Annotated in this window: 15 protein-coding genes and 1 tRNA gene; 6 read left to right on the forward strand and 10 right to left on the reverse strand. The window is 72.2% G+C overall.

Annotation, left to right across the window (positions count from 1 at the left end):
* Positions 1-28: 28 nt before the first annotated feature.
* Positions 29-1249, forward strand: a complete 1221-nt coding sequence (locus ACWGPE_RS06790) for an aminotransferase class I/II-fold pyridoxal phosphate-dependent enzyme (protein WP_452048397.1) — start codon at positions 29-31, stop codon at positions 1247-1249.
* Here ACWGPE_RS06790 and ACWGPE_RS06795 read toward each other — a convergent pair.
* Positions 1232-2083 carry a carbon-nitrogen hydrolase family protein gene (locus ACWGPE_RS06795; RefSeq protein WP_452048410.1) on the reverse strand — a complete coding sequence of 284 codons (852 nt, stop codon included), beginning with the start codon at positions 2081-2083 and terminating at the stop codon, positions 1232-1234. The two genes, ACWGPE_RS06790 and ACWGPE_RS06795, sit on opposite strands and share 18 nt — an antisense overlap.
* Before the next feature lie 265 nt (positions 2084-2348).
* Here ACWGPE_RS06795 and ACWGPE_RS06800 point away from each other — a divergent pair, with 265 nt between their 5' ends.
* The gene (locus ACWGPE_RS06800) at positions 2349-4493 is read left to right on the forward strand and encodes a hypothetical protein (RefSeq protein WP_376931420.1); all 2145 of its coding nucleotides are present in this window, start codon (positions 2349-2351) and stop codon (positions 4491-4493) included.
* A 75-nt stretch (positions 4494-4568) separates the two neighbouring features.
* Here ACWGPE_RS06800 and ACWGPE_RS06805 read toward each other — a convergent pair whose 3' ends face one another.
* A complete protein-coding gene (locus ACWGPE_RS06805; RefSeq protein ID WP_452048398.1) occupies positions 4569-5099 on the reverse strand; it encodes a ClbS/DfsB family four-helix bundle protein in 531 nt (176 codons plus the stop codon).
* Between the two features lie 163 nt (positions 5100-5262).
* On the opposite strand from ACWGPE_RS06805, the gene ACWGPE_RS06810 reads away from it, so the two are divergent.
* Entirely contained in the window at positions 5263-5562 is a 300-nt protein-coding gene (locus ACWGPE_RS06810; protein WP_452048399.1) for a hypothetical protein, read from the forward strand.
* Between the two features lie 91 nt (positions 5563-5653).
* Here the strand turns inward: ACWGPE_RS06810 and ACWGPE_RS06815 are convergent.
* A tRNA-Met gene (locus ACWGPE_RS06815) sits at positions 5654-5727 on the reverse strand.
* Positions 5728-6030: 303 nt separating this feature from the next.
* Between ACWGPE_RS06815 and ACWGPE_RS06820 the strand changes: the two genes are divergently transcribed.
* Positions 6031-7383 (forward strand): glycoside hydrolase family 18 protein, encoded by a 1353-nt coding sequence (locus ACWGPE_RS06820; RefSeq protein WP_452048400.1) that lies wholly within the window; start codon positions 6031-6033, stop codon positions 7381-7383.
* A gap of 84 nt (positions 7384-7467) precedes the next feature.
* Here ACWGPE_RS06820 and ACWGPE_RS06825 read toward each other — a convergent pair whose 3' ends face one another.
* The 3 genes from ACWGPE_RS06825 to ACWGPE_RS06835 are packed head-to-tail and all read right to left on the reverse strand — an operon-like array spanning position 7468 to position 12472.
* Positions 7468-8331: a class I SAM-dependent methyltransferase gene (locus tag ACWGPE_RS06825; protein WP_452048401.1), complete on the reverse strand. Its 864-nt coding sequence runs from the start codon at positions 8329-8331 to the stop codon at positions 7468-7470.
* Between the two features lie 2 nt (positions 8332-8333).
* Positions 8334-11300 (reverse strand): UPF0182 family membrane protein, encoded by a 2967-nt coding sequence (locus tag ACWGPE_RS06830; protein WP_452048402.1) that lies wholly within the window; start codon positions 11298-11300, stop codon positions 8334-8336.
* A 59-nt stretch (positions 11301-11359) separates the two neighbouring features.
* Positions 11360-12472, reverse strand: a complete 1113-nt coding sequence (locus ACWGPE_RS06835) for a YlbL family protein (RefSeq protein WP_452048403.1) — start codon at positions 12470-12472, stop codon at positions 11360-11362.
* Positions 12473-12640: 168 nt separating this feature from the next.
* Between ACWGPE_RS06835 and ACWGPE_RS06840 the strand changes: the two genes are divergently transcribed.
* Complete coding sequence (locus tag ACWGPE_RS06840; protein WP_374201106.1) at positions 12641-14017, forward strand: zinc-dependent metalloprotease; 1377 nt, start codon at positions 12641-12643, stop codon at positions 14015-14017.
* A gap of 828 nt (positions 14018-14845) precedes the next feature.
* Here the strand turns inward: ACWGPE_RS06840 and ACWGPE_RS06845 are convergent.
* Together ACWGPE_RS06845 and nudC are read right to left on the reverse strand one after the other, a co-directional pair.
* Positions 14846-16600: an ATP-dependent helicase gene (locus ACWGPE_RS06845; RefSeq protein WP_231430548.1), complete on the reverse strand. Its 1755-nt coding sequence runs from the start codon at positions 16598-16600 to the stop codon at positions 14846-14848.
* Complete coding sequence (gene nudC, locus ACWGPE_RS06850; RefSeq protein ID WP_452048404.1) at positions 16597-17571, reverse strand: NAD(+) diphosphatase; 975 nt, start codon at positions 17569-17571, stop codon at positions 16597-16599. The genes ACWGPE_RS06845 and nudC overlap by 4 nt, the downstream gene beginning before the upstream one ends.
* Positions 17572-17679: 108 nt before the next feature.
* Between nudC and ACWGPE_RS06855 the strand changes: the two genes are divergently transcribed.
* A complete protein-coding gene (locus tag ACWGPE_RS06855; protein ID WP_231430546.1) occupies positions 17680-18930 on the forward strand; it encodes a phosphotransferase in 1251 nt (416 codons plus the stop codon).
* On the opposite strand, the gene ACWGPE_RS06860 is transcribed toward ACWGPE_RS06855, so the two are convergent.
* Positions 18864-22145, reverse strand: coding sequence for a UvrD-helicase domain-containing protein (locus ACWGPE_RS06860; RefSeq protein ID WP_452048405.1), 3282 nt, complete (start codon positions 22143-22145; stop codon positions 18864-18866). The two genes, ACWGPE_RS06855 and ACWGPE_RS06860, sit on opposite strands and share 67 nt — an antisense overlap.
* Positions 22142-25327, reverse strand: coding sequence for a PD-(D/E)XK nuclease family protein (locus tag ACWGPE_RS06865; RefSeq protein WP_452048406.1), 3186 nt, complete (start codon positions 25325-25327; stop codon positions 22142-22144). The genes ACWGPE_RS06860 and ACWGPE_RS06865 overlap by 4 nt, the downstream gene beginning before the upstream one ends.
* Positions 25328-25383 lie beyond the last annotated feature (56 nt).

Here is a 25383-nt window from a genome sequence, read left to right on the forward strand (position 1 = left end):
CGGCCCGAGCCTCGCGTACGGTGTGAAGATGAGCGACTTCTCCCCCGTGACCGCCGGTCTCAGCCCGTGGCAGCGCACGGCGGCCGGGGCGGGCCTGCTCGGCGCCGACGGTGCGATCGCCACCACGATCTTCGCCGAGATGAGCGCCCTCGCCGCACGCACCGGGGCCATCAACCTGGGCCAGGGGTTCCCCGACGAGGACGGCCCGGCCGCCGTGCTCGACGCGGCCCGCGATGCGATCGCGGCCGGGCTCAACCAGTACCCGCCCGGCATCGGCATGCCGGTGCTGCGCGAGGCGATCGCGCGCCACTGGTCCCGGTGGTACGGGATCGAGCTCGACGCGGCGTCCGAGGTGCTCGTGACCGCTGGCGCGACCGAGGCGCTCGCCGCGACGATCCTCGCGTTCGTCGACACCGGCGACGAGGTCGTGACCTTCGAGCCGTACTACGACGCGTATGCCGCGCTCATCGCGCGCGCGGGCGGCGTGCACCGCACGGTGCCGCTCACATTCCCCGGCTGGCGGCCCGATCTCGACTCGCTCGCCCGCGCGATCACCGACCGGACTCGCATGATCATCGTCAACTCGCCGCACAACCCGACGGGGGCCGTGTTCGACGACGACGTGCTCGCCGAGATCGTGCGCCTCGCGGAGCTCCACGACGTGCTCATCGTGACCGACGAGGTGTACGAGCACCTCGTCTTCGACGCGCCGCACCGCCCGATCGCGACGTTCCCCGGTGCCCGCGAGCGCACGATCTCGATCTCGTCGGGCGGCAAGACGTTCTCGACGACAGGGTGGAAGATCGGCTGGCTCAGCGCGCCCGCACCGCTCGTGAGCGCCGTGCTCGCGGTGAAGCAGTTCCTGACCTACGTGAACGGGGCGCCGTTCCAGCCGGCGATCGCGACCGGGCTCGACCTGCCCGACGAGTTCTTCGCCGGCGCCGCGGCGGCGCTCGCCGCGAAGCGCGACCTGCTCGCCGCGGGCCTCGAGTCGGCCGGGTTCGCGGTCTCGCCGCCGCAGTCGGGCTACTTCGTCGTCGCGGATGCCTCGCCGCTCGGCCACTCGGACGCGGCGCGGCTCTGCCGCGAGCTGCCGGGGCGAGCGGGCGTCGTCGGGGTGCCCGTGTCGGCGTTCGTGCACCCCGACCGCCATGACGCGTATCGCAGCCTCGTGCGCTTCGCGTTCTGCAAGCGCATGCCCGTGCTCGAGGAGGCCTCCGCGCGTCTCGCCTCACTCGGTCGCGGCTGAGCGGGGCACGACCGCGTACCGACGCAGCGCGAGCGCCGGGTTCACCCGCCTGACGGCGGCGACGCGCTCGCGCGACACCCAGGCGACCGCGACGCCGGCCTGCTCGCCGAGGCCCGCGAGCTCGGTGCCCATGGGGTCGATGACGAAGCTGTTGCCGACCGCGACGGGCGGCGTCTGGTCGGCGGCGGCGAGGTACACGGTGTTCTCGATCGCGCGCGCGGTCGCGAGCGTGCGCCAGTGGTGCTCCTTCAGCGGGCCGCGCACCCACTCGGCCGGCACGAGCACGAGTTCGGCCCCGGCGTCGACGATCGTGCGCGTGACCTCGGGGAATCGCAGGTCGTAGCAGGTCTGCATCCCCACCGGCACGCCGTCGACGGTGAAGATCTCGGGTGCGTCGACCGCCCCCGCGACCACCCGGTCGGACTCCCGCTGCCCGAACGCGTCGTAGAGGTGCTGCTTGCGATACGTCGCCACGAGCCGCCCGTCGTCGTCGAACGCGACGAGCGTGTTCGAGAAGCGCTCGGGGTCGGAGGCCTGCTCGAGCATGCCCGCGACGAGGTGCACGCCGAGGTCGCCCGCGAGCGCGCCGAGCGCGCCCGCGAAGGCGCCGTCGATCGGCTCGGAGGCATCGGCCATCTCCTGGCCGAGCTCGGCGGTGAAGAACATCGAGTACTCGGGGAGCACGACGAGCCGCGCGCCGCGCGCCACCGCCGTGCGGGCGAGCCCCTCGATCGTGTCGAGATTCGCCGCGACATCCGCAACAGGTGCGAACTGCGCGACGGCGACCCCCAGGTCACCGCCGGATGCCTCGCCGTCGCTCCGTTCGTCATCCATCACGACCTCGCCGTCCACCATGCCACCAGCGTAGGCCCGGGCCTGGCCGCGAAGCGTCGCCCGCACTCCCGATCGGCGGGTGGCGACGCGGTACTGCGCATCACGGGCGGGTGTGCAAGCCCCTTCCGATGAGAATTCCGAGGTGCTGTACTGGCCGGGTTCATCACGGAGGCCGCGACGACGCGGACTCCGAACAGATCGGTCCCGCGCGACGAAGGGCAGACCGTCCGGCGCCACGGGTCCACGAGAGAAATGGGACACCGCCGTGCTCCGAGCACCATCAAGGGCGGTCGGCGCCGCCACGAGCATCGCCGTCGCCGCCGCGGCCTTCGTCGCGGCATCCGCCATGCCGGCCCAGGCCGACGACCACCTGAACCTTCCGGGCGAACCGACGATCACGCTGCCGATCAACGACAGCGAGGCCGGCGGCACCTACGACCAGGACTTCACCCGGGTCTACGCGGGCACGACGCCCGACGACACCCCCGTGTACATCTACGTGCCCGTGGGCACGCCGCTCGACGGCAGCGCGCCGACCGGCGTCGACAGCCTCGACCCCGCCTTCGACCCCACCCCCGACGACGAGTTCGTGCCGTGCGCCGACGCCGACGTCGCCGACTACACGCTCACGCAGGCGCAGATCGACTACATGGGCGCCGAGCTCTCGAACCAGATCGTCGCCGTCGACGAGGAGCACTTCGGGCCCATGGACGCGGCCGACCCCGACGAGCCCGCGAGCGACTCGCTCGTCATGGTGGTCTACAACGTGCAGGACACCCAGTACTACGACTGCACGGAGACCACGTACACCGCCGGGTACTTCGCCCCCGAGTTCATCGACTCGTCGGGCATGAACGCCATCGTGATCGACGCGTACGACTGGGCGAACCGGGTCGGCCCCGCCGACTCGGAGTGGAACGACGACGACCCCGACAACGACCAGCCGACCCTCTACGAGGGCGTCATCGCGCACGAGTTGGAGCACCTGCTGCACAACTACAGCGATCCCGGGGAACTCTCCTGGGTCGACGAGGGTCTCGCCGACTTCGCGGTGTTCCTCAACGGCTACGACGTCGGAGGCTCGCACCTCACCTACCACCAGGTGTTCTACGCCGAGACGTCGTTGACCAGGTGGGGCGGCGGCCTCGAGAACTACGGCGCCGCGTACACCTTCTTCCAGTACCTGTGGGAGCAGGCCGGCGGCAACGGCGACGGAACCTACGAACCCGATCTCGAATACGACGGCGAGGGCGGCGACCTGCTGATCAAGCTCATCTTCGAGAACCCGGCCGACGGCATGGAGGGCGTGCAGGCCGCCATCGACGCCTTCAACGGCGAGACGGGCGCCGAGCTCCGCTCGGCCGAGGACCTCTACCGCGACTGGGCGGTCGCCGTCTACCTCGACGACGAGGCATCCGACCGCTTCGACATCAAGGCCGTCGACTTCGGCGACCCCGCGTTCACGAACTGGACCTTCGACATCGCCGACGACCAGTTCTGGGAGGGCCGGGGCTCGAACCAGGGCGCCCAGCCCGAGGCCAAGTGGCTGCGCCGGGCGAACCCCTCGAGCGACGTGGCGCTGCCGTACGGCATCCAGGTCGAGCGTTTCCGCAACCCCGGGCCGACCGTCACCGTCGCGCTCGACGGCGACGACACCACGCGGATCGCACCCCACACCGGCGACACGCACTGGTACGCCGGCTACGAGAGCCAGTCGGAGAACGTCCTCGACGTGGACGTCACCGGAGCGGTGACCTCGCTCGACTTCTGGACCTGGCACTTCATCGAGGAGGGCTGGGACTACGGATTCGTCGAGGCGCTCGTCGGCGGCGAGTGGGTCACGGTGCCCCTCGTCGACGACGCCGGCACCGCGGTGACGACTGATGACGACCCGCACGGCAACAACCCGACGGGCAACGGCCTGACCGGCACCTCGGGCGGTGAGTACTTCGTCGACGAGCCGGTGTACGTGCACTACACGGCGCAGCTGCCCGCCGGCACGACCGACGTGCAGTTCCGGTACTCCACCGACGCGGCGTACCTCGACACGGGCTGGTTCGTCGACGACGTGATGGTGAACGGCACCGCGGCGACGCTGTCGTCGGACGAGGGCGAATGGTTCGAGACGACGGGACTCCAGGACAACAACTGGACGCTCCAGATCGTCGCGACCTGCGACCTGACGCCGGGCGTCGACTCGCCCTTCGAGATCACCGACGACGCGGGCAACTTCGTCTACCGGCTCGAGGGCGACGCGATCTCGCAGGCCGGCTTCCAGACGAAGTGCGCGAGCGGCAACAACCGCGACTTCGTGACGCTCGTGTCGAACCTGCCGACGGGCGACCTGACGTACCTCGACGCCGGGTACACGCTCACGGTCACGAACACGGGGAACCGCAAGTCCGGCTGAGGCCGGGCCGTCGGCTCGGCGTGCCGAGCCGCTCGGGGCCGGGAGGATTTCGCACCCTCCCGGCCCCGGCATGCGTCAGTCGAACCGCGCCGCGATCGCCTCGACGGCCCAGCCGTAGTGCCCGCCGAGACACTCGTGCGCGGGCACCGCGAGCGGCTCGCCGAGCCAGTCGAACCGATCCGCATCGAAGAGCACGTCGCCGCCGATGGCCGACACCCGCGCGAGGGCGGCGGCATGGCTCGCCTGGACGCGGGCGAACGCCCGCGCGACGTCGCGCACGCGGTACTTGTCGCGCAGCGACTGGTTGAGTGCGTCCAGGTGCTCCCAGTCGTAGCCCTCGGCCGGATAGGCCGGCGTCGTGCCCGCATCGATCGCATCGAGCCAGCCGAGCAGCAGCTCGTGCCACGCGTGCAGGTGGTTGAGCACGTCCTGCAGGTCGCGGTCGCGCCCGGCGCCCGGAACGCCGGATGCCTCGGCGGACGCAGGGGCGATCGGGAACGGCCGATTGCGAACGGCCGGCGGGATCACGTCGATCACGTCCTCGAGCGTGCGGAATCCGCGCATCGCGGCGGCCTGGAGGGCGACGGCGGTCTCGGGTACGGGCATGTGGCCATCGTAGGGGCCCCACGGCGGCGGTCGGCCGGGTCGGTGCACGTCGATCGCCGTGAGCCGCGTGCGCGCCCGGTTACCTGTGAGTGCGCACATGTTGAGTGCCGATACTGCGAAGCGGAGGACATCACGGACTCCGGGCGCTGAAGAGGAGGTGCCCATGAACAAGAAACGCGCTCCACGCGAAGGCGCTCGAGCGGACGAGCGTTGGGAGACCGAAGGCGGATCGCTCGACGCCTCCGGAAACGAGGCCGACGCCGCCGACGCCCAGGCTGACGCCGACGCCCGGGTCGACGCCCAGGCTGACGCCGACGCCCGGGTCGACGCCGAGACCGACGCCGATGCGGCGGCCGGTCGCGGGGCGGCGCAGCGACGAGAAGGCCGCTGGCGCGCGGCGCAGGGCGAGCACTGGCACAAGGCCGACTACACCGACGAGACGAAGCGACGCGATGGGAATTGACGCCGCCGCAGACGGTGACGTCTCCCGTGCAAGTGCCCGGCGCAGAAAAGCAGAAGGCCCGGAATCTCGACGATTCCGGGCCTTCTTCTCGTTGCGGGGGCAGGATTTGAACCTACGACCTCTGGGTTATGAGCCCAGCGAGCTACCGAACTGCTCCACCCCGCGGCACAAGAGAAAACACTAGCACGGGAAACGGGCACCGTCCAATCGGCCGCCTTCTCGACCCCGCGACCGCTGCGGCGAGCACGCTCATCGGGAGGCGGAAATCACGCCGAGCCCTCGGCCGCGGGTGTGCAGCATGTGCACGCCCGCGCGATTCGATTGGAGGTCTCCACAGCGACCGTGCGGCTTCGCTCGCGACATCCGCGAACCTTTGTGAGGAGTCTTAACTTACGTGGACGGCCTTGGTAGTGTCCCGGCAACCGCCGCACCCGCGGCGGCCGGCAGACCACGATCGATGAGGATTCCATGTCACCACGCCCCCTCCTGCGCGGCGCGGCCATCGCCGCCGCCACCACCGCGCTCATCGCCGCCTCCGCGGCCGCCCCCGCCGTTGCGAAGGGCCACGACGGGCCCGAAGGCCCGAGCGACATCAACGGCTACCGCAGCGTCGGCTACCTGATGGCCGACACCCCGGTGACCCGTGACTTCGAGATCGAGGACCTGCTCACGACGGGTGCCATCGAGGACGTCACCCACATCAACTACGCGTTCGGCAACGTCACCGCGAACCTCACCTGCGAGATCACGGATGTCGCGGGCGAGGGCGATGCGTACAACGACTACCTGCGACTCGTCTCGCCGCAGGACTCGGTCGACGGCAAGCGCGACCTGCCGAACCGGCATCAGCGCCTCGCCGGCAACTTCAACCAGCTCAAGAAGCTCAAGGCCGTGAGCCCCGAGACGAAGGTGCTCATCTCGCTCGGCGGCTGGACCTGGTCGGACAACTTCTCGGCCGCCGCGGCGACCGCCGAGAGCCGCGAGCGGCTCGTTTCGTCGTGCATCGACCTCTACCTGAAGGGCGACCTGCCGAGGGTCGGCCATCTCGGCGGCCCCGGCGCCGCGGCCGGCGTCTTCGACGGCATCGACGTCGACTGGGAGTGGCCGGTCAACGGCGGCGAGACGGCCAACGCCTCCCCCGCCGACCGTGAGAACTTCCTCGCGCTCATGGAGGAGTTCCGCCGCCAGCTCGACGCGTACGGCGCCGAGACGGGCGAGGACTACCTGCTGACCGCGTTCGCCCCCGCGGGCGGCTGGAACACGAACGCGGGCGGCTGGACCGACCCGCGCCTCTTCGACGTCGTCGACTGGCTCAACATCCAGGGCTACGACTACGCGGGCGGCTGGACGGGCAACACGGGCCACCAGGGCAACCTGCACCCCGACGGCTCGAACAACTGGGGCCTCGCCCTCGACAACGCGGTCGGCCTCTACACGGCCGCCGGCGCCCGGCCGGAACAGCTCAACGTCGGCATCCCCGCCTACGGCCAGGGCTGGACGGGCGTGACCGTCGGCGACCGCGCCGTGTGGACGCCCGACCCCGCCGTCAGCTCGATCGGCACGAAGCCGTACTACGAGATCCGCTCGATCGGCGAGGGCTACTACGACCCCGCGATCGGCGCCTCCTGGCGCTACGACGCGGCGACCGGCCAGTGGTGGAGCCTCGACGACCCGAAGTCGGTCGAGCAGAAGGCCGAATGGCTCGCCGAACAGGGCTACGGCGGCGCGATGTGGTGGGACCTCTCGGGCGACTACCGCAACGAGCTCGGCGGCGCGCTCGGTGAGACGCTGCGCGCGGCCGAGGAGGGCCCGCTCGGCTGATTCCCCGGAGGACGGCGGATGCCTCGGAGCGGGCACGCTCCGAGGCATCCGTGCTGCTCGCGGTCGCGGGCCCGACGCGCGTCGCTACGCCGCCGGCGGGTTGCGCGCGACGATCTCGTAGGAGAGCGGCAGCCAGTGCTCGGCCGGCCAGCCGTACATGCCCTCGCCGAGCGCGGGCGTCGCCGGGTAGATCTGCCACGGCACCGAGTAGTGCTCGTCGAACGCCTCGATCTCGAGGCCGGCGTCGCGCAGCGCGCCGAGCACCGTGCTGAGCGGATGCAGCCATTCCCAGTTGCGGGAGTTGACGAGCTTCGCCCCGGGGTCGGCGTAGTCGCTCGGATCGTCGAGCACGTCGGGCTGCCCGGCGTTGTCGTACGCGTAGCTGATCGTCGGCAACCCACCGGGTCCGTCGGCCCCGTCGAGCACCATCGCCGACGGATGCCCCTCGGCGAAGTACAGGCGACCGCCCGGCTTCAGGAACCAGGCGACGATGCGCGCCCACTCGGCGATGTCGGGCAGCCAGTTGATCGTGCCCCAGGTCGCGAAGACGAGGTCGAACGACTCGGGCTCCGGCAGCATGTGCCGGGCGTCGTAGACGTTGGACTCGATGAACCGCGCGCGACCTTCGACGCCGAGCTCGGCGGCCATGCGCCGAGCCTCGGCGACGGCCGCGGGGGCGAAGTCGATGCCGACCGCCGTCGCGCCGCGGTTCACGAGCGAGAGCGTGTCCGAGCCGAAGTGGCACTGCAGGTGCAGCACCCGGACGCCCTCGAGGCCGTCGGGATGCAGCCGGTCGATGCCGGCCGCGGCGATCGGGTCGAGCACTCCCCCGCCGGCGCGCAGCGGCGCCTGGTCGTAGAAGTCGCTCGCCAGGTGCACCCCGACGCGCTCGTCCCAGTTGGCCCGGTTGTCGTCGAGCCACTCGCCGTCGCGCAGGTCGAAGCCCATCGTCAGTCGCCTGAACCGCCGTCGGTCGTGCCGCCGTCGGTCGTGCCGCCGTCGGTCGTGCCGCCGCCCGACTCGTCGGTCAGGGCGATCATCTTCGAGATGATGTCGGCCAGCTGCGCGTCGGCCTGGCCGTATGCGGTCCAGTCGCCCTCCGCGAGTGCGGTCTTCTTGTTCTTCAGCGCCTGCTTGGCCTGGTTCAGCAGCGCCTGCATCTCGTCGCTCGGCGTCTCGGGCGTCGTCGGCGTCGAACCGCCGTTCTCGCCCTCGCCGCCCGGCTCGGGCTCGACGTTCTCGTCGCCCGTGGTCGCGCCCGAGTCACCGCCGAACAGCACGTTCAGCGCCTGGTCGAGCGTGTCCTGGAAGGCGATCTGGTCGCCGAACGCGACGAGCACCTTCTGCAGCAGCGGGTAGCTCGTGTTGCCCGTCGACTTCACGTAGACCGGCTGCACGTAGAGCAGTCCCCCGCCGACGGGCACCGTGAGCAGGTTGCCGTTGATGACGTCGGACTGGCCCTGCTTCAGCAGGTTGAGCGACTGCGACACGCTCGGATCGGAGTTGAACTTCGCCTGGACCTGGCCGGGGCCGGGCACGTTGTCGTCCTCGGGGAGCGTGAGCAGCCTGAGCTTGCCGTAGCCGTCCGACCGCTTGCCGTCTTCTGCACCTGCGTCGGAGTCGACCGCGAGATACCCGCGCAGCACGTTGCGGCTCTGGTCGCCCCGCGCCTCGGGGATGAACGTCGAGTAGAGCGAGTAGGCCGGTGCGTCCTGGCCCGGCATCTGCATCGTCAGGTAGTACGGCGGCTGCAGCAAGGCGGTGTTCGCGCCCGCGGTCGGCTCCTTCGGCGTCGTCCACGCGTCTTCGCGCGAGTAGAACGGACTCGCCTCGGTGACGTGGTAGCGGCCGAGCACGGCGCGCTGCACCTTGAACAGGTCGGACGGGTAGCGCACGTGGCTCATGAGCTCACCCGACATCTTGCTCATCGGCTCGACCGTCGTCGGGAAGACCTTCTGCCATGTCTGCAGCATGGGGTCCTCTTCGTCCCACGCGTAGAGCGTGACCGTGCCGTCGTAGGCGTCGACCGTGGCCTTCACCGAGTTGCGGATGTAGTTGACCTCGTCGAACGCGAGCGACGGGGTGAGGCCTTCGCTGTCGGCGATCGCCTCCGACATGCTCACCTTGTTCGAGTACGGGTACTGGTCGCTCAGCGTGTACCCGTCGACGACCCACACGATGCGCCCGTCGACGACGGTCGGGTAGGTGTCGGAGTCGAGCGTGAGGTACGGCGCGACCTTCTGCACGCGCTGGATCGGGTCGCGATCGTAGAGGATCTGCGAGTCGGTCGTGACCTCGTCGGAGAGGAAGATCTGCTCCGACTGGAACTTGAGCGCGTAGACGAGCTTCGTGAACACGTTGTCGAGCTTCGGCCCGCCGTCGCCCGCGAAGGTCGTCTGCGTCTGCTGCTCGTTGTCGCCGCCCGCCGGGTAGTCGAGCTCGATCGGATCGCTGCCCTTCGGGCCGCCCACGATCGAGTACTGCGGCGATCCCTCGCCGAAGTACACGCGAGGCTCGAAGTCGCCGAGCGTGCCCGACTGCGGGATGCCGGACTGGATGAAGACGGGCTGGCCGTCGACCGAGCGCTGGTTGCCGGCCGCGGCGACGAGGCCGTAGCCGTGCGTGTACACGAGGTGCGAGTTGAACCAGGTCTCGGCGTCGCCGAGGCCCGAGAGCTTGACGTCGCGGACGGCGACCACGGTGTCCTGGGTCTCACCGTCGATGTCGTAGCGGTCGACGTCGAGCTGCTTCGGGAACTGGTAGTACTGGCGGAACTGCTCGAGCTGTTCGAAGGCGGGCGAGATCACGAGCGGGTCCATCAGGCGGATGTTCGCGGTCGTCTCGGCGTCGGAGCGGAGCGCGCCCGGCTCGGCGTCGGTCTTCGCCTCGAACGGGATCTCCTCGACCTCCGCGACGCCGTACGCGTCGCGGGTGAGGTCGATGTTGCGCTGGATGTACGGCGCCTCGAGCGACTTCGCGCTCGGGTCGACCTGGAAGCGCTGCACGACCCACGGGTAGAGGGTGCCGATGAGCAGGCTCGTGACGATGAGCAGCGCCGTGCCGATGAGGGGCAGCCGCCACCTTCCGATGATCGCGGTCACGAAGAAGAGCACGGCGACGACGACCGCGACACCGGCGAGGATGCCTCGGCCCGGGATCACCGCGTTGACGTCGGTGTACGCGGCGCCCGTGATGAGCGAGCCCGATTCGGTGACGGTGGCGTACTGGTCGAGCCAGATGCTGATGCCCTGCAGCAGGAGGTAGATGCCCGCCGTGACCGCGATCTGGATGCGCGCCGACTTCGAGATGACGACCTCGCGGCCCGAGACGCGGATGGCTCCGTAGAGGTAGTTCGTCGCGATGACGAGCAGCACCGAGAGCAGGACGACCGCCGACGCGAAGCCGACGACCCCGCGATAGAAGGGGAGCTCGAAGATGTAGAACCCGATGTCGAGGCCGAACTGCGGGTCGGTCTGCCCGAACGGGGTGCGGTTCAGCCACGCGAGGGTGACCTCCCAGCGGCTCGAGGCGGAGACACCGGCGAAGACGCCGAGGACCACCGGGATGCCGTACATGGCGAGCCGGCGGAGCGGCTCGAACACCTCCTGGTAGCGGTCGAGCTGCGAGTTGAGCTTCGCGTACACCGGGCGCGTGCGGTACGCGATCTGGATCGAGCCCCACACCGGCAGGGCCATCGCGAGGAAGCCGATCACGAACAGCGAGGCACGGGCGATCCACTCGGTGGTGAGCACCGAGAGGAATCCGAGCTGCTGGTACCAGAGCACGTCGGCGTAGAGGCCGGTGAACACGAAGAACGCGATGACGAGCACCACCACGATGCCGATCGTGATGGCGATCGGCGCGCGACGGCGCGGAATCCTCGGTTCTTGCGGCTGTGCTGACACTCTCGGCCTCATGTTCGGTCGGGATGGGATCGGGACTCCATCCTAGAGTCGCGATGCTTGGAATCTGCTGGTCAGGAGGCGTCGCACGACGGGTAGGAACCCGTCACCTCGCCGTCGGCGAGGTCCTCGACGATCGTGCGCGCCTGGTCGAGCGTCGACACCGCGAAGACGTTCAGGCCGTCGGGGACATGCCCGACCACCTCGTCGCAGTTCGACTCGGGCGCGAGGAACCAGTCGGCGCCCGCGCCCTCGGCACCCCACAGCTTCTGGCGGATGCCGCCGATCGGGCCCACCCGGCCCGCCGAGTCGATCGTGCCGGTGCCCGCGACGACCTCGCCGCCGGTCATGGCGCCCGGCGTCAGCTCGTCGACGATGCCGAGCGCGAACATCATGCCGGCGCTCGGGCCGCCCACGTTGTCGAGCTGCAGTTCGACGTCGACCGGGAACTCGTAGTGCATGCGAACGCCGACCCCGAGCACGGGCGTGCCCCCGTTGTCGACCGGTGTCACCTCGACGGTCTGCTGCTCGCCGTCGCGCTCGATCACGATCTCCGCCGGGTCGTCCGTGCCGTGCTCGCCGACCGCCTCCTGCAGTTCGCCGATCGAGTGCACCGGGGTGCCGTCGAGCGAGACGATGACGTCGTCGGGCTCGATGACCCCGGCCGCGGGCGAGTCGTCGAGCAGCGACACGACGGTCACCTCGCGGGGGAAGTCGTAGCCCAGCTCCACGAGCGCCGCCGCGATCGCGTCCTGCTGGGAGTCGACCATCGCGGCCTGGTTCTGCGCATCGCGGTCGGAGTTCGACACGCCGGGCGGGAAGACGGCCTCGATCGGCATGACCGAGCGCGTGCGGTCGAACCATGCCGTCATCACCTCGATCCAGCTGGGGGTGTTGCCGGGCTTGCCGAACACGGAGACCGTGAGCAGGTTGAGCTCGCCGTCGGTCGGGTAGGTCGTCTCGCCGGGGATGTGGATCAGCGGCACCTCATCGCCATCGGCGTTCTCGGCCGAGCCGAGGGTGTCGTAGACGGGACCGGGCGCCTCGATCACGTAGGGCGACGGCATCACGGCGAAGACGAGCCCGATCACGACCGCGACCGTGACGGAGCCCCAGCCGATGCGCTCGCGGAGCGACCACTCGTGCCGGTGATGCGCCGACGACGAGTCGTCGGAGAAGAGGGCCATCGGGCATCCTTTCGCGCCGATCGCAGCGGGTGCGGGGGTTGCGGGGGCGGCCAGGCCGGCGCTGTTCGCGAAGGGCGGACACCCGAAGAGCCAGCCTAGGCCATTTCCCGGTCGCCACCCGGGATCGTCGCGTTACGGTTGAAGCGACGAGACGTGGAGGTGGCGCACGTGGCCGATCAGCAGGGTGAACCCGGCGACCGGAGCCCGGAGGACGAGTTCCGCGAGATGCTGCGGGAGCTGCTCTCGGGTGCCGGTGGCATCGACCCGTCGAAGCTCGCCGGCGCGGCCGGCCTGCCCGACGACCCGGCGAGCGTCGCGGCGCTGTTCGGGCAGTTGCAGCAGGCGATGAACCACAGCGGCGACGGCATCGACTGGAGCATCGCCACCCGACAGGGCGAGGAGCGCGCCGCGGCGGGCCAGCAGCAGATCTCCGACGCCGAGCGGGCCCGGTTCGACCAGGCGTTCCAGGTCGCCTCGCTGTGGCTCGACGAGGCGGTCGACTTCTCGTCGCTGCCGCAGACGCCCGAACTCCTCACCCGCAGGGCGTGGGTCGCCGCGACGATGCCGATCTGGACGCAGCTGGCCGAACCGGTCGCCCTCTCGATCTCCGACGCGCTCACGCGCGTGATGCTCGAGCAGGCGCCCGAAGAGATGCGCGGCATGATCGAGAATGCGAGCCGCATGCTGCGCGGCATCGGCGGCACGCTGTTCGCCATGCAGCTCGGCCAGGTCGTCGGCCAGCTCTCGACCGAGGTCGTCTCCGGCGGCGACGTCGGGCTGCCCCTGCTCGACGACTCGCGGGCGGCCATCCTGCCGCAGAACGCCGCCGAGTTCGGCCAGGGCCTCGACATCCCCACCGACCAGGTCGAGTTGTACCTCGCCGTGCGCGAGCTCGCGCACGCTCGGCTCTTCCGCCACGCGCGGTGGCTGCGGCTGCACTTCATCACGGCGATCACCGCGTTCGCGAAGGGCATCGACATCGACACCGACCGGCTCGAGCAGCTGGCCGAGGGCTTCGACCCCTCGAACACCGAAGAGCTGCGGCAGGCGGTCGTGTCGGGTGCGCTGATCCGCCCGAAGAGCGAGGCGCAGCAGGGCGCCCTCGCCCGCCTCGAGACGATGCTCGCGCTCGTGGAGGGCTGGGTCGACGCCGCCACCGCCGACGCGACCGGCCGACTCCCCCGTACCGACGCGATCGCCGAGACGATCCGACGGCGACGTGCGTCGGGCGGCCCCGCCGAGTCGGCGTTCGCGACGCTCGTCGGCCTCGAGCTGCGTCCGCGCCGCCTCCGCGAGGCGACCGCGATGTGGCGGGCCGTCACCGACGCGGTCGGCGTCGAGGCGCGCGACGCGCTGTGGGCGCATCCCGACCTCCTGCCGACGGCCGACGACCTCGACGACCCGAGCGGGCTCATCGCACGGCTCACCGGTGCCGACAGCGCCGAGAACGAGGCCGACGACGAGTTCGACCAGGCCCTCGAGCAGCTCCTCCGCGGCGAGACGCCGGCCGGCCCCGGAGAAGACGGCGAGTCGCCCGAGGCCTGAGCGCTCATCGCACGAGGGCACCCTGTGGAAGGATTCCGCGGCGGTGTCGGGTCCTGGGGCATGCTCTCGGCATGGCTCCGCGAATCGATCCGGCCCTCCCGCTCGTCTGGCGCTCGCCCGTCGAGCTGCAGCTCGGCGCCGAGACCCCGCGCGTGATCATCGACGACCCCGGCCCGCTCGAGACCGGGCTCATCGGCCTGCTGCGCCACGGCGCGAGCCTCGCGACGGTGCGCACGATCGGCGCCGGCCTCGACGGGTCTCCCGGCGACATCGATCGCGTGCTCGCGCTGCTCGCGCCGGCGTTCGTCGCGGACTCCGACGAGGCCGACGACGCCTCCGACCGTGCACCCGCCGAGACGGGGGCGCGGGCACTCGTCGTCGTCGACGGGCCGGCACCCTTCGCCGCGCGCCTGTCGGCCATGCTCGCCCATCTCGGCCACGCCACGACCACCCCCGCCGAATTCGACGGCGCCACGGCCGCCGCGGTGCCTGCGCTGGCGGTCCTCGCCGCGCACTGGGTCGTGCCGCCCTCGCAGCACCTGCGCTGGCTCCGGGCGGACGTGCCGCACCTCGTCGTCGTCGATGACGACCGGGGCTGGCGCGTCGGGCCGCTCGTCGAGCCCGGCCGCGGGCCGTGCGTGCGCTGCCTCGAGCTCGAGCGACGCGATCGCGACCCGGCATGGCCGGTGATCGCCGCGCAGCTCGCCGGTTCCCCGGCACCGTCCCTGCCCCGAGGCATCCGCGCGCTCTTCGACGCCGCCGTCGCGGCGGCCGGTGCCGTCGACGATCGACTCCGGCGCGGCGACGAATCGCTCATCGCGGCGAGCCTCAGACCGGGCGAGACGTCGCCGTCGACCTCCTATCGGCCGCATCCGGAGTGCGGGTGCCGAGCTCCTGCAGGAATCGCGACGGCTCCCGCTCCCCTCGCTGGCCGTCGCCCTGCCGGGCCCAGCTCAATCGCAGGCGTCGCCGTGCCCGCGTGAGGCCGACGTAGAGCAGTCGCCGCTCCTCGTCGATGGCGTCGAAGCCCTTGGCGTACGCGATCGGCAGCATGCCCTCGTTGAGGCCGACGAGGAACACCTCGTCCCATTCGAGGCCCTTCGCCGAGTGCAGCGTCGCGAGCGTCACCACCGCGAGCGCGGGCTCGTGCTGGGCCTCGGCGCGCGCGCGGAGGTCGTCGGCGAACTGACGGAAGGTCGTCCCGGCGGGGGCGTCGTCGACGAGTCGGGCGATCGCGTTGAGCGACTCCCACCGTGCGCGCACCGCGCCCGGCCCGTCGGGCGCCTGCACGCTCCAGCCGAGCGAACGCAGCACGTCGCTCACCGACTTGAACAGCGGTTCGCCCGTGATCGTGAGCGCGGCGGCCCGGAGCGCGTGCACCGCCTGGCGCACCTCGGGCTGGTCGAAGAACCGCGCCGCGCCGCGAACCCGCGACCCGACGCCGACCTCGTCGAGCGCGTGCTCGAGGATCGCCGACTGGGAGTTGACGCGCATGAGCACCGCGATGCGATCGGGCGTCACGCCCGCATCGACGCGATCGCGGATGAGCGTCGCGACGCCCCTCGCCTCGGCGAGGTCGTTCGCGTACTCGGTGACCTCGGGTTCAGGGGCATCCGCCCGCCCGTCGGTGACCGCCTCGAGGCGCAGGGCGCCCTCGCGGCCCCGCATCAAGCGGTTCGCCGTGTCGACGATCGGCCCGGTCGACCGGTAGTTGCGCTCGAGCCGCACGATCGTCGCATCGTCGTAGCGGCGCTCGAAGCCGAGCAGGTAGTCGCTCGTCGCGCCGGCGAACGAGTAGATGGTCTGGCTCGCGTCGCCGACGACGCACAGCTCGGTGCGATCGCCGAGCCAGAGTTCCAGCAGGTGCTGCTGCGCCGGCGAGACGTCCTGGTACTCGTCGACGATGAAGTGCCGGTAGCTCTCGCGCACCTGCAGCGCGACGGATGCCTCGGTCTCGATCATCCCCGCGGTGGTGAGCAGCACGTCTTCGAAGTCGATCATGCGCCGCTCGTCCTTGACCTGCTCGTACGCCTCGACGAGCTCGACGAACTGCTCGATCGTGAGCCGCCCGGGGGCGCCGCGGCCTTCGAGCCGGGCGCGATACGCCTCGGGGCCGTGCAGGCCGACCTTGCGCCACTCGATCTCCGCGGCGACGTCGCGCAGGGTCGGCGTGTCGACCTTGAGGTTCACCCGCTCGGCCGCCTGCCCGAGCGCACGCCCCTTGTAGTCGAGCACGCGCGGCGCCGGTCCGCCGACGACGATCGGCCAGAAGTGGTTGAGCTGCGCCAGCGCGGCGGCGTGGAACGTGCGTGCGCGCACGGCACCGGCGCCGAGCGCCGCGAGTCGCCCCCGGAGCTCGGCCGCTGCACGGGCGGTGAAGGTGAGGGCCATCACCCGCGCGGGATCGTACGAGCCCGAGGCGACGCCGTAGGCGATCCGGTGCGTGATGGCCCGGGTCTTGCCGGTACCGGCGCCGGCGAGCACGCAGACCGGTCCGTGCAGCGCCTCCGCCACGATGCGCTGCTCGTCGTCGAGCCCGTCGAGCAGCGGGTCGCCGGTGGTGCGGGCGTCGACGTCGGTCACGTGCCCGACCGCTCGGCGACCGCGGATGCGCGGTCGGGTTCCTGCGGGGCGGTCTCGACCGGGCCGCCGTACCACTGTTCGATGAGCCACCGGGCGATCGAGGTCGCCCCGGGCAGGAGCACCCCGCCCCACGCGTCGGCCAACTCGTCGCGCGTGAACCACCTGAGCTCGAGGATCTCCTCGCCGTCGGGGGTCGCGGTCGCCGGGTCCGCGCCGGGGGCGACTCGCGCGGCGAAGCCGAGCATGAGGCTCGCAGGGAACGGCCACGGCTGCGAGGCGCGGTACTCGACCCGGTCGACGGCGATGCCGGCCTCCTCGGCGATCTCGCGCACGACCGCCTCCTCGAGCGACTCGCCCGGCTCCACGAAGCCGGCGAGCAGCGAGAACCGGCGCTGCTCCCACAGTGCGTTGGAGCCGAGCAGCAGGCGGTCGTGGTCGTCGGTGACGAGCATGATCACCGCGGGGTCGGTGCGCGGGAACAGCATTGCGTCGTCGCGGTCGCAGCGCCGGACCCATCCGGCCTGGCCGGGTGAGGTGGTGGAGCCGCACCGAGGGCAGAATCCGTGCGCTGCATGCCAGTTCGCGAGGGCGAGCGCCTCGACGAAGAGACCGGCGTCGAGCGCGTCGACGGCCGTGGCCACGGCTCGGAGGCCCTGCCAGCGCGCAGCCTCGGGCTCGAGCGCGGCGGCCGTGTCGTCGTCGACGACGCGCGCCTCGTACGCGAAACGCGGATCGCGACCGAGGTAGATGCGCAGGTCGCCCGCCGGGGCCGCCGACGGCCGACGCAGCTCGAGCGCCGGCGCCGACCCGTCGACCTGCTCGGCCAGCAGCACGCGGTCGCCGTGCACGAAGAGCACCCGCGAGGCCGGGTCGGCGTCGAACGAGGACTCGAATCCGGGAGCGGTGCGGCGCCCGGCGTCGCGATCGATCACGGCCCGCGCGAACGGCGGCAGCGGGTCGTGCTCGGTCACTGGGCCCCTCTCACTGCGGTCTGCGGGAGTCGCCACCGCGGCTGCGGAGTCAGCGGGAAGGTGTGGCGGTCGCCCCTCGCCCGAAGATGCCTGCTTAAGCTGAATGCCATGGCCAGACCCCCTCTCACTCTAGCCGCGTTGGCCACGGCGGCGGTGCCCGGACTCGAGGTCAACGCGGCACGCGCGCACACGCGCCGCAGCCACGGGGCGTACGACGCCGTCGAGTTCCGCACCACCGACGGGCGCCACCTGATCATCCGCGTCCCGCGCACGCAGGCCGCCGAGTCCGAGCAGTCGGCCGACCTCGTCGCGCTCCGCGCGCTCACCCCCGGCATCCGCAGCAGGCTGCCGTTCGCCGTTCCGACGTTCGTCGGCCAGGCGCCCGTCGACGGCACGCGCGCCGTCGTCACCGACTTCCTCGAGGGCGGGATCTCGACCCCCGATGAGCTCACCTCGCACGACCGCCTCGCCGAATCGGTCGGCCTCGCGATCGCCGCGATCCACTCGCTGCCCGCCGGGTTCGTCGGCGACGCCGGCCTCACCCGCCAGTCCGCCGACGGCGCGCGGGAGTCGGTCGTCGCGCTCGTCGGCCGCGCCGCCGACACCGGGCACCTCCCCGCGGCGCTGCTGCGCCGGTGGGAGGAGGCGACCGACGACGACACACTGTGGCGGTTCCGCCCCACGGTCGTGCACGGCGGGCTCACCGCCGACGTCATCCTCAACGACGGCGAGACCGTAACCGGTGTGCTCGGCTGGTCGGGCCTCGCCGAGGGCGACCCCGCCCGAGACCTGCACTGGCTGCTCACCTCGCGCGGGGCGGCGGCCGAGCGGGCGCTCGGCGCGTACGTCGCGGCTCGCGAGGGCGGCGCCGACGCGCACCTGCCCCAGCGCGCCCTGCTCTACGGCGAGCTCGAGCTGGCGCGTTGGCTGCTGCACGGCGTCGACGAGCACGACCAGGCCGTCGTCGACGATGCGATCGGCCTGCTCGACGGGCTCGTCGAGAGCGTGCACGACCGCTCGAGCGAGCCGCTCTCGCCCGAGACGGGGCCCATCCTCGCCGTCGGCGATGTCGAGCGGATGCTCGACGAGACCCCTCACGACCGGCTTCCCTCCGACCGTGGCGGCGCCATGCTCACCGACAGCTACGACTTCTCGGCCCTGCAGTCGGGCGAGACGCCGATGGATGCCACGGCCCCGATCCCGCTCGACCTCAGCGACTGGGGCGATGCCGCCCCGCCGCGTTCGCCGGGGACCGCGGACAGCTCGAGCGAGGGGACGGACGGCGCCGGCGCTCAGGCAGGTGACGACTCGCGTGACGACGCCGACGACCAGGCCCGGCGCAACTCCGCCTCGTCGTAGAGGGCGTCGGGGCGGATGACCCGATCGTCTTCGACGAAGTAGAACACCGCGTCGACGGTCGACGGATCGACTCCGGCCCAGTGGGCGTACGCCAGTCGGTACAGCGCGAGCTGGGTCTGCTTGAGCTCGAGGTCGCGAGCATCGCGCGGCGCCTTGCCCGTCTTCCAGTCGACGACCTGCACGGCGATGCCCCGCGCGCCCAGCTCCGACGACGGGTCGACGTCGTAGACGGCGTCGAGCTTGCACACGAAGACGTTCTCGCCGAGCGGAAGGTGGAGTTCGAGCTCGACGGCGGCCGGTCGGCGGTCGCCCCACTCCGATGCCGCGAACCGCTCCTGCAGCGCACGGAGCCGATCGGGCGAGTCGTCGACGAGTGCGCCGCCGGCCGGGTCGTCGTCGAGTTCGACGAGCAGCGCATCGAGCTCGTCGAGCCCGGCCGGGGCGCTGCCCTCGATCGCGCCGATCGAGCGCTGCTCGACCCATTCGTGGAACAGCGTGCCGATGCGGGTCGCCCGGAACGGGCGCTGCGGCATCGGCCGGCGCAGCGCCGCCGCGACCTGGAGCGGGTCGTCGACGTAGTCCTTGAAGCGCGAGGCGGGGACGCGGACGGGGATCTCGGGCGCCGCGTCGGGTTCGTGCCTGCGCCGGCGCTCTTCGAGGAGCAGCCGGAGCTCGTCGGCCAGCCGCGGTCCGATGCCCTGGCCGGTGGGTCGGGTCGCCGCGAGCCGCACCGCCTCGGCCGCCGCCTCGACGGCATCGCGACGCCGGCCGAGCGGATCGAGCGGCCAGCGAACCCGCTCGGTCGAGCCGGTTCGCGGGTTCTCGGCTTCGGCGGGGGTGCTCGGCAGCGCATCGGCCGCGATCACGCCCGCGACCGCGAGTTCGCGCAGGAACGGGCTCGGCTCGCGGGCCGTCTTCTGGGTCGACCACCACGAGCCGGTGAGCAGCAGCTCGGACTTCGCCCTCGTGACCGCCACGTAGGCGAGTCGGCGCTCTTCCTCGGCGTGGCGCTCACGGTTCTCGTCGGCGAAGGCGGTGACGGCCTCGTCGAACTCGGCCTGGCTCTGGACACCTCGCCACTGCAACTCGGGCAGCTCGTCGTGGTCGCCCTTGAACTCGTTCGGCAGCTCGCCGAACGACAGCCAGCCCTTGGTCGAGCGCGGCTTCGACGGCACCTCGGCGTCGACCATGCGGGGAATCGCGACGAGGTCCCACTCGAGCCCCTTCGACCCGTGGATGGAGAGCAGCTGCACCGCCCCCGGCTCGGGTTCGTCGTGACGGGGCGAGAGCCGATCGCGCTGCTCGGCCTCGGTGAGCCACGCGAGGAACGCCCCGAGCGTCGGCTGCTCGGCCATCTCGACGAAACCGACGAGCAGTTCGTCGAACGCCTCGAGGCTCGGCGCTCCGAGCGGCTGCGCCGCGTTCGCGGCGACCTCGACGTCGAGCAGGAGCTCTTGTTGCACGAGGTTCACGAAGTCGACGAGCCCGAGTCCCGCGCGGCGGCGCAGCGACTGCAGCTGCGCTCCGGCGCGGCGCATGCGCGCGAGGCCGACCGGGCTGAACGCGCGGAGCGCCGAGTGCTGGTCGGGCGCCGTGAGCACGAAGTCGAGGGCGTCGACGATCGAGGGCGACTCGTCGACGGCGATCGACGAGCGCAGCCCCCTGCGCACGTCGTCGTCGAGGCGTCGCATCGCGAGGTCGCGGTCGGCGAGCCACTTGGCGAGGCCGCGGAGTGCATCGAGGTCGGCGGCCCCGATGCTCCACCTCGCGCCGCCGAGCACGCGGACGAGCTCGGAGCCCGCCGACGGATCGTGGAGCACCCGCAGCACGCACACGAGGTCGGCGATCACCGGCTGGTCGAGGAGACCGGCCATGCCGAGCACGTGCACGGGCACGCCCCGGGCCCGGAGCGCCTCGGTGAAGACCTCGGCGTTCGCGAAGGTGCGGCAGAGCAGCGCGCCGCTCGGGCGATCGCCCGTTCGGCCGAGGCGCGTCGCGAACCACTCGGCGACACGGGCGGCCTCGGCCTCGATCGTCTCGGCCCAGGCGACCTCGAGCCGGCCGGGCCCCGCGAACGGCGAGGCCGTGAGCGGTGCCTTCGGAATGCCGGCGTCGAGCGGGGCGATGAGCACGTTGGCGGCGTCGAGCACGATGCGGGGATTGCGCCAGCTCGTGGAGAGGTCGTAGACGGCCGCAGCGCCGGTCGTGGCGAAGTCGCGCCCGAACCGGGCGAGGTTCGCCGCGCTCGCGCCGCGCCATCCGTAGATCGACTGGTCGGGGTCGCCGACGGCCATGACCGGATGGTCGGCGAAGAGTGCCGACAGCAGGCGGGTCTGCACGACGCTCGTGTCCTGGTACTCGTCGAGCAGCACCGTGCGGTAGCGCTCGCGGTGCGCCGTCGCGACCTCGGGGTGCTGCTCGCAGATCGCGAGCGCGAGCGACACCTGGTCGGAGAACTCGACGAACCCGCGCTGCTGCTTCGCCGCAGCATAGGCGTCGGCGAGCTCGAGCAGCGGCGGAAGCGCCCCGACCACTCCGAGGGCGTCGACGAACGACGCGAAGTCGGTGCGCTTGCGCGGCGCCTCGATCGGCAGTCCCTCCATCTGCAGGAAGTCGCGCACCATGACGCGCACGTCGCGACTGTCGGCGACGTTCTCGGCGAGCGCCCGGCTGAGGCCCAGCACGGCGCCCGTGACGCGGTCGAGCGAGGCGTCGAGCTCGACGAGGCGGGGATCGGCCGATGCCTGCGCGACCGACCGCGCCAACTGCCAGGCCGATGCCTCGCCGAGCACCGAGGCGTCGGGCTCGCGACCGATCAGCATGGCGTGCTCGCGGTAGATCGCGCTCGCGAACGCGTTGTACGTGCCGACGGCGGCGGACTCGAGCGGGTCGAGCACGACCTCGGCGATGCCCTCGTCGACGAGTTGCCCGACTCGCTCGCGCACCCGCTCGGCGAGCTCGCCGGCCGCCTTGCGGGTGAACGTGAGCCCGAGCACCTCCGGCACTCCGACATGGCCGTTGGCGAGCAGCCACACGACGCGGTTCGCCATCGTCTCGGTCTTGCCGCTGCCGGCGCCCGCGACGACGATGCTCTGGCCGAACGGGTCGGCCTCGATGACGGCCCGCTGCTCGGGCGTCGGCGCGTGCAGGCCGAGTCGCGATGCGATGTCGAGCGCGCTGAGCCCCGCGCCCGTCGACGCCGATGACGCGCTCACGCGGACACCGCCGGGATCAGGTGCACCCGGTACTGCCAGGCGCCGAACCTCGAGCCGAAGCCGAGCTCGGCGGGCCCGTCGAAGCCCGACGCGGCCATCGTGCGCGCGACGTCGGCGAGCCGCTCGCGGAACTCGCCCTCTGCCTCGTCGTCGAACGGCTGCTGCGCCCGCTCGGTGTAGCCACGGCCGTGCGCCGGTCGTGCGACGTAGACGAGCTTCGCGCCGCCGAGCGATCCACCGCCGGGCACCGCCCCTGACCTGGCGGCCAGCTGGTACGCGGCGAGCTGCGGATGCGCCGCCGTCTGGGCCGCCGTCGGCGGGGTCCGGCCGGTCTTCAAGTCGACGATCACGGTCGTGCCGTCGGGCGAGACCTCGACCCGATCGATCGTGCCCGTGACGCGCACCCGATCGATCTCGAGCGTGAACCGCCCCTCGGCCTCGAGCAGCACCTTCTCGTCGTCGGCGAAGTTCGCGAGGTAATCGGCGGCGCCCTCGGTCATCTTGCGCGCGCCCCGGCGCTCGCGCTCGGCGACCCAGCCCGCCTCGAAGCGGAGTTCGTCGAGTCGGGCCGACACGCCCGCCCAGAGCGTCTCGACGCTCGTGTCGCCGTCGGCCCGGGCGCCGGCCTCTTCGACGACGGCGTGCACGATCGTGCCGATCGAGGCGGCGATGCCCGACGGGGGCGACGCGACGTGATCGATGAACCAGCCGAGCGGGGACTCCTCGACGCGGTCGATCTGCGACGGCGAGACCGCGACGACCGCCTCGGGGTCGCCGTCGAGGTCGACGAGCGGCGCCGAGGTCGAAGGCTCGGCCAGCCCGTACCAGTCGTCGGGATGGGCCCCGGCGACGCCGGCCTCGGCGAGCAGCGCGAGCGCCGCCGGCGCCTCGCCCGACGGCGACGCGACCGACTCGCGACGGAGCGCACCGACGAGGCCGCGCAGGTGCAGCGGGCGCGAGCGCGGCGTGCGCAGGCGGTCGGGCGCGTAGCCCATCAGCATCGAGGGCTGCTCGTCGTCGTTCGCGGTGCAGCTCAGCACCAGTTGCCGCTCGGCGCGCGACGCCGCGAGTGCGAAGAGCCGCAACTCGTCGCCCCGCACCGCGGCACGGGCCTCGGCGACCGTCTCGACCGACGGCACGGGCGCCCCGGACCGGAGGGCGCTCGCGGTGCGGGCGAGCAACCCGGCGTGCAGGAGCGTGCCGCGCGGGCGCAGGTTCGGCCATACTCCGTCTTGGAGGCCGGCGACGACCACGACGTCGAAGGCACGGCCGATGAGCGCCGGCGGCGTCGTGACGACCACCGACTCGGCCGCGCGCTGCGGCGCGAGCGAGTCCTCGGGCAGCTCGCTCGCGAGCACCTCGTCGATGAACCGGACGGCCGGCGCGTCGGGCTCTCGCTCGACGAACCGCTGCGCCGCGGCGAACAGGGCGACGGCGGCGTCGAGCGACCGGTTCGCCTCGTCGGCGAGCACGCCGGTGCCCGCCGCCTGCGGACCCCATTCGGCCGCGAGGGCGCTCGCGTTCCACACCGACCAGAGCAGCTCCTCGACCGTCCGGCCGCGCGCGGCCTCGGCTCGGGCGGCGGCCAGGAGCTTCGCAAGCCGTGCGGCCCGGCGCGCCGGTGCGGCGTCGATGGTGTCGAACCCGCCGGGTGCGGCGAGCGCCTCGACGAGCAGCTCGTCACCGGTGCGATCGCCGCCGCCCGCGAGTTCTTCGTGGCGGAGGGCGAGGCGGAGCCGCCTGAGCCCCACTGCGTCGAGCCGCCCGATCGGGCCCGTGAGCAGGCTCACCGCGAGCTCGGGGGTGAGGGGTTCGCGGTCGAGCACGAGCGAAACGGCCGAGAGGAGCGCGGCTGCCGCCGGCGCATCGCGCAGCGCCGTGCGCCCGGCGCCGCCGGCGGTCGGCACGTCGGCGAGCGCCAGCCCGCGCTCGAACGCGGGCACGTCGCCGCCGGAGCGGAGGACGACGGCCATCTTCGACCACGGCACGCCGTCGAGCAGGTGCCGTTCGCGGAGGAGCGCGGAGACCGCGCGGCACTCGGCCGCATGCGACGGCGCTTCGAGGCCGACGACGGACTCCAACGCGGGGCGGCCCTCGGCCGCGTCATCGGTGCGGTCGTACCGGTCGCCGCCGCGCACCGGCCGCGCCCCGCGACCTTCGTCGCCCGCACCGGCCCGGTCGCCCCGCTCGACGCCGGCGGCCCGGTGCGCCCCGCCGAGCGCGGCGCCGATGTGACCGGTGGCCGACTGCACGACGGCGCGCAGGGCGGCGTCGCCTCGATGCACCGTCGGCAGCACATGGCGTTCGACCGGCGCCCCGTCGAGCACGCCGGAGAGCGCACCGAGCAGTTCGGGCCGGCCGCCGCGGAATCCGTTGCTCGCGACGTCGGGATCGCCGATCGCGATCACCTGCACGCCGCGCGCGGCGAACGCGCCGAGCAGCGCCGCAGTCGCCTCTGTCGCCTCCTGCGCATCGTCGACCACGATGAGACGCAGCGCGGCCAGGCGCCCGAGGGCCTCGGCGGATTCGGCGTCGACCGTGCTGCGCCGCACGATCGCCGCGGCGAAGGCGGCGAGCTCGGCCGAGTCGTACTGGGTCGGGCGCACCTGCGCCTTGACCTCGTCGTACTCGGCGAGGAAGTCGGCGGCGGCCACCCATTCGGGCCGCCCGCACCGCTCGCCGAGTCGGGCGAGGGCCTCGGCGTCGACGCCGTGCTCGACCGCGCGCATCATGAGGTCGCGCAACTCGGTGCGGAAGCCCCGCAGCGCCCGCACCTCGGGCGAGAGCGGCTCGGGCCAGTCGGGCCCGAAGCCGTCGCGCACGCCGCCCTCGAGCAGTTCGCCGATGATGTGGTCGTGCTCGGCTCCGGTGAGCAGCGTGACGGGTCGGCCGGTGTAGGCACGCACGAGCTCGAAGGCGATCGAGTTCGCCGTCCTCGCGAGCGGCCCGCGCGTCGTGAGGCCGAGCCGCACCGCGAGCGCATCGCGCAGCGAGGTCGCCGCGGTGCGCGTCGCGGACACCACGAGCACCTCGTCGGCCGTGCCGCCCTCGCGCTCGATGCGGTCGGCGACGACCTCGATCGCGAGCGTCGTCTTGCCGCTGCCGGGCGCCCCGAAGACCGCCGCGTGCCCGCCGGAGACCAGACGGCGGACGAGCTCTGGAGCGGTTCGGGTGCCCTGCATGCCGGCAACGTTAACGGGTTCCGCCGACAGTGAACGCGAACGGCTCGCGCCTCGGC

The organism is Agromyces sp. NPDC055658 (assembly GCF_053618155.1).

What these genes read in the sequence shown, in the direction of transcription:
- ACWGPE_RS06790 (WP_452048397.1), top strand. Translation starts at nt 29, where the DNA reads ATGAGCGACTTCTCCCCCGTGACCGCCGGTCTCAGCCCGTGGCAGCGC.
- ACWGPE_RS06795 (WP_452048410.1), bottom strand. Translation starts at nt 2,083, where the DNA reads ATGGATGACGAACGGAGCGACGGCGAGGCATCCGGCGGTGACCTGGGG.
- ACWGPE_RS06805 (WP_452048398.1), bottom strand. Translation starts at nt 5,099, where the DNA reads ATGCCCGTACCCGAGACCGCCGTCGCCCTCCAGGCCGCCGCGATGCGC.
- ACWGPE_RS06810 (WP_452048399.1), top strand. Translation starts at nt 5,263, where the DNA reads ATGAACAAGAAACGCGCTCCACGCGAAGGCGCTCGAGCGGACGAGCGT.
- ACWGPE_RS06820 (WP_452048400.1), top strand. Translation starts at nt 6,031, where the DNA reads ATGTCACCACGCCCCCTCCTGCGCGGCGCGGCCATCGCCGCCGCCACC.
- ACWGPE_RS06825 (WP_452048401.1), bottom strand. Translation starts at nt 8,331, where the DNA reads ATGGGCTTCGACCTGCGCGACGGCGAGTGGCTCGACGACAACCGGGCC.
- ACWGPE_RS06830 (WP_452048402.1), bottom strand. Translation starts at nt 11,300, where the DNA reads ATGAGGCCGAGAGTGTCAGCACAGCCGCAAGAACCGAGGATTCCGCGC.
- ACWGPE_RS06835 (WP_452048403.1), bottom strand. Translation starts at nt 12,472, where the DNA reads ATGGCCCTCTTCTCCGACGACTCGTCGTCGGCGCATCACCGGCACGAG.
- ACWGPE_RS06855 (WP_231430546.1), top strand. Translation starts at nt 17,680, where the DNA reads ATGGCCAGACCCCCTCTCACTCTAGCCGCGTTGGCCACGGCGGCGGTG.
- ACWGPE_RS06865 (WP_452048406.1), bottom strand. Translation starts at nt 25,327, where the DNA reads ATGCAGGGCACCCGAACCGCTCCAGAGCTCGTCCGCCGTCTGGTCTCC.